Origin of the sequence: Burkholderia sp. BDU5 (assembly GCF_001522845.1) — a bacterium.
GTDB lineage: Bacteria > Pseudomonadota > Gammaproteobacteria > Burkholderiales > Burkholderiaceae > Burkholderia > Burkholderia mayonis.
The window spans coordinates 1-2,809 of sequence record NZ_LOWC01000036.1; the positions used below are offsets into that span (position 1 = coordinate 1).

Annotated in this window: 3 protein-coding genes and 1 pseudogene; all 4 read left to right on the forward strand. The window is 55.1% G+C overall.

The genetic code is table 11. The annotated features are described in order from the left end of the window. Positions 1-1,082 precede the first annotated feature (1,082 nt). A complete protein-coding gene (locus tag WS69_RS33070) occupies positions 1,083-1,271 on the forward strand; it encodes a hypothetical protein (protein ID WP_156437992.1) in 189 nt (62 codons plus the stop codon). A gap of 54 nt (positions 1,272-1,325) precedes the next feature. Next, a complete protein-coding gene (locus WS69_RS07500; protein WP_059470175.1) occupies positions 1,326-2,426 on the forward strand; it encodes an acyltransferase family protein in 1,101 nt (366 codons plus the stop codon). Positions 2,427-2,503: 77 nt separating this feature from the next. Next, the gene (locus WS69_RS07505) at positions 2,504-2,716 is read left to right on the forward strand and encodes an HP1 family phage holin (RefSeq protein ID WP_059470176.1); all 213 of its coding nucleotides are present in this window, start codon (positions 2,504-2,506) and stop codon (positions 2,714-2,716) included. Beyond that, positions 2,709-2,809, forward strand: a pseudogene (locus WS69_RS34580) (lysozyme); the annotation flags it as partial. The gene WS69_RS07505 and the pseudogene WS69_RS34580, both read left to right, overlap by 8 nt.

Sequence of the window (2,809 nt, forward strand, 5' to 3'; positions counted from 1 at the left end):
GCGAATTTCACGAAGGCAGTGAACGCTGCGTCGAAGCAGCGCGTCATCCTTACGGATACCGGCTCGGCAAACGCATACGCCGCCGCGAACTCCGTGCCGATGACCAGCTTGCCGACCGTGAGCGGCGTCGTGCAAACGATCAGCGTGAAGACGTCCAATACCGGAGCGTCGACGTATTCCCCCGACGGCCTGGCATCACGACCGATCTTCGGTCTCGGCGGCGTCGCGCTACAAGGTGGCGAGATGCTCGCTAACGGTATCGCGACCCTCATGTCGTACGTGGGGCCGCTGCTCAACGGTGGGGCCCTGTGCTGGGTGCTGTTCGAGTGCATCGGTGGTGCGCAGCAAGTCGCGCCGGCGACGCAGAGCGCGCACGCGCTGCAGGCCGGGCAGGCGCTGGGCCTTTTCCTCGGCGTTCAGGTCTTCACGTCGAGCGGCACGTACACGCCAGGCGTGTACACCGTTGGAGGTCGAAGCGTTACCGCGACTAAGGTGCGCAAGCGGATCTGCGGAGGCGGCGGCGGTGGCGGCGCAGTGCCGGCCACCACTTCGGCACAAGTGGCGGCTGCCAACGGCGGGAATGGCGGGGAGTACAAGGAATGGATTGGACCTGCAACGACAGAGAATGTAACTATCGGTGCGGGAGGTGCCGGCGGGGTAGCAGGATTCAACGGCGGCAGTAACGGTGGCACGACAACTGCTGGAAGCATCTCTGCAGTTGGAGGAAATGGCGGAGGTGCCGGCGGTGCAGGTGCTCCGCCTTACATCAATCTTCAACAAGCTAACAATGGCGGCGGAGTTATTGGAGCCGTAGCTGGTGGCGTGTTGACTGTATGGCGCGGATGTTCGCTTGGGGGCTATGGATTAGCAGTCAGCACGGCGGCACTAAGCGGAGGTACTGCAGGTGCTATCGGTGGAAGCGGTGGAGATAGCCCATTCTCGCCGACTTTCAAAGGTAGTGCTGCGCCGTCCGCTGGACAGTATGGTGCGGGCGGAGGCGGAATTTCCATTGGGGCTTCGTCTTCAGCGTCTGCAGGCCTCCAGGGACAGCAAGGCGTAGTAATTTACGAGGAGTATGCGTAATGGCGGTGAATCAATATGCGCTTGTTAAAGGCGGCGTCGTGGAGAATGTGATCCTCTGGGACGGAGAGTCGGAATGGTGTGCGCCAGAAGAGATGGCACTCTCGCCCATTCCGGGAAACGTCAGCGTGGGGGTAGGTTATTCGTTCGATGGGACAAGCTATGCTCCCCCGAAGGAAGGCGGCCAGTGAGGGGCTACTCGACTGGTATCATGCCACGTTCACTATTCTGACTGGTTGGCTTTGATGGAACCACGCAAACTTGGGTTTATTGATTCGCTTCGCGGGTTCGCGGCGTTGTATGTTCTGGTATTTCACTTCAGCGCGATTACGACGCCTCATGCAGTCGCTCCGCAGTGGCTTGCTCATTTCGCGGATCTAGGTGGCTCTGGTGTGACGCTTTTCTTCTTGCTAAGCGCTTTCACTTTGTGCCTCTCATCGGAGTCGCGTAAAGACGAGGAAGGTTCACCCCTCTTAAATTTTTATATCCGCCGTTTTTTTCGCATCGCGCCATTGTTTTACGCATGGATAGTCATTTATTGTATCCGAGATAAGATTATCTTTGGCGTAGTTCATTCTCCCGCAGAGGTGGCGAGCAGTTTATTTTTTGTTTTCAATCTTTCGCCGGGGAATGAGCAGGGATTTGTATGGGCTAGTTGGACGTTGGGGGTTGAGATGATTTTCTACGTCTTTTTTCCATTCATTTTTAAGCTTGCATCGAATTTAGGGCGAGCGTTTGCGCTTTTGCTCTTTTCTTTTTTGCTAAGATGGGTATGGCACTTTTCGGTGCCGCATTTGATCGACGATCAAGCCATTGCCGCCGCCTATTATAGTCTTAGCGTTCTACGCCATCTGCCGACGTTCATATTTGGTATCGTCGCGTATCGCATATATGTCGTGATCGACATGAGTCGCGCGCGTCAGATCGGTGCCGGGGAGGCAATGTTTGCCGCCGGCGCATTCGCGTTGCTTGCCGTTGCTTATGGAGTCTTCAGTGTCGATTCTTTTGAGGGATTGACCATTGAATCGTACATATACAGCGCGATGTTGATCGGATTGGCAATTACGTCTCCGCGGTGGTTTGTCAATCCTATTACACGTTTCTACGGGAAGATCAGCTATTCCGTTTATCTGAGTCATGCGACGACTTTATTTGTTATGTCCAGAATATTTGTGTTCGTATACGAGCATTTCACTTCCATCGCAATCCCATACATTTTTTCGCTCGGAATCGGCATTGCCGTTGTCACGGTGATCTCATCATTGACCTATTGGTTTATAGAAATTCCCGGGAACAAACTGGGGCGCCGGTTGATTGATGCAATTCAGAAGCCTATCGCAATTTAACCAAGACTGGCTGTTTTGGAATTTTTATTTCAATTGACAAAGCCGCCTACGGGCGGCTTTTTCATTACGGGGAATCGATGAAAGCAAGCCCGACTGAAGTCGCCAGCTACGCGGGTAGTGGGGTGGCTCTGGCGTCCTCGATGACGCTGACCGACATCGGCGTCATCGTGGGTATCGTGACCGCAGTGGCCACGTTCGCCCTCAACGCTATTTACATGTACCGCAAGGACAAGCGGGAGGAGCGAGAGTCACTGGCGCGCCTTCATGAACTGGAGACGCACAATGGCTAACGTGCCGAAGAAGACGCTGGTGGGGGTTGTGGGGGCTGCTACGGCAGCCCTTCTTGTTTCCATCGTCCCGAAGTTCGAAGGGAGGAAGCTGAT

What these genes read in the sequence shown, in the direction of transcription:
- WS69_RS33070 (WP_156437992.1), top strand. Translation starts at nt 1,083, where the DNA reads ATGGCGGTGAATCAATATGCGCTTGTTAAAGGCGGCGTCGTGGAGAAT.
- WS69_RS07500 (WP_059470175.1), top strand. Translation starts at nt 1,326, where the DNA reads ATGGAACCACGCAAACTTGGGTTTATTGATTCGCTTCGCGGGTTCGCG.
- WS69_RS07505 (WP_059470176.1), top strand. Translation starts at nt 2,504, where the DNA reads ATGAAAGCAAGCCCGACTGAAGTCGCCAGCTACGCGGGTAGTGGGGTG.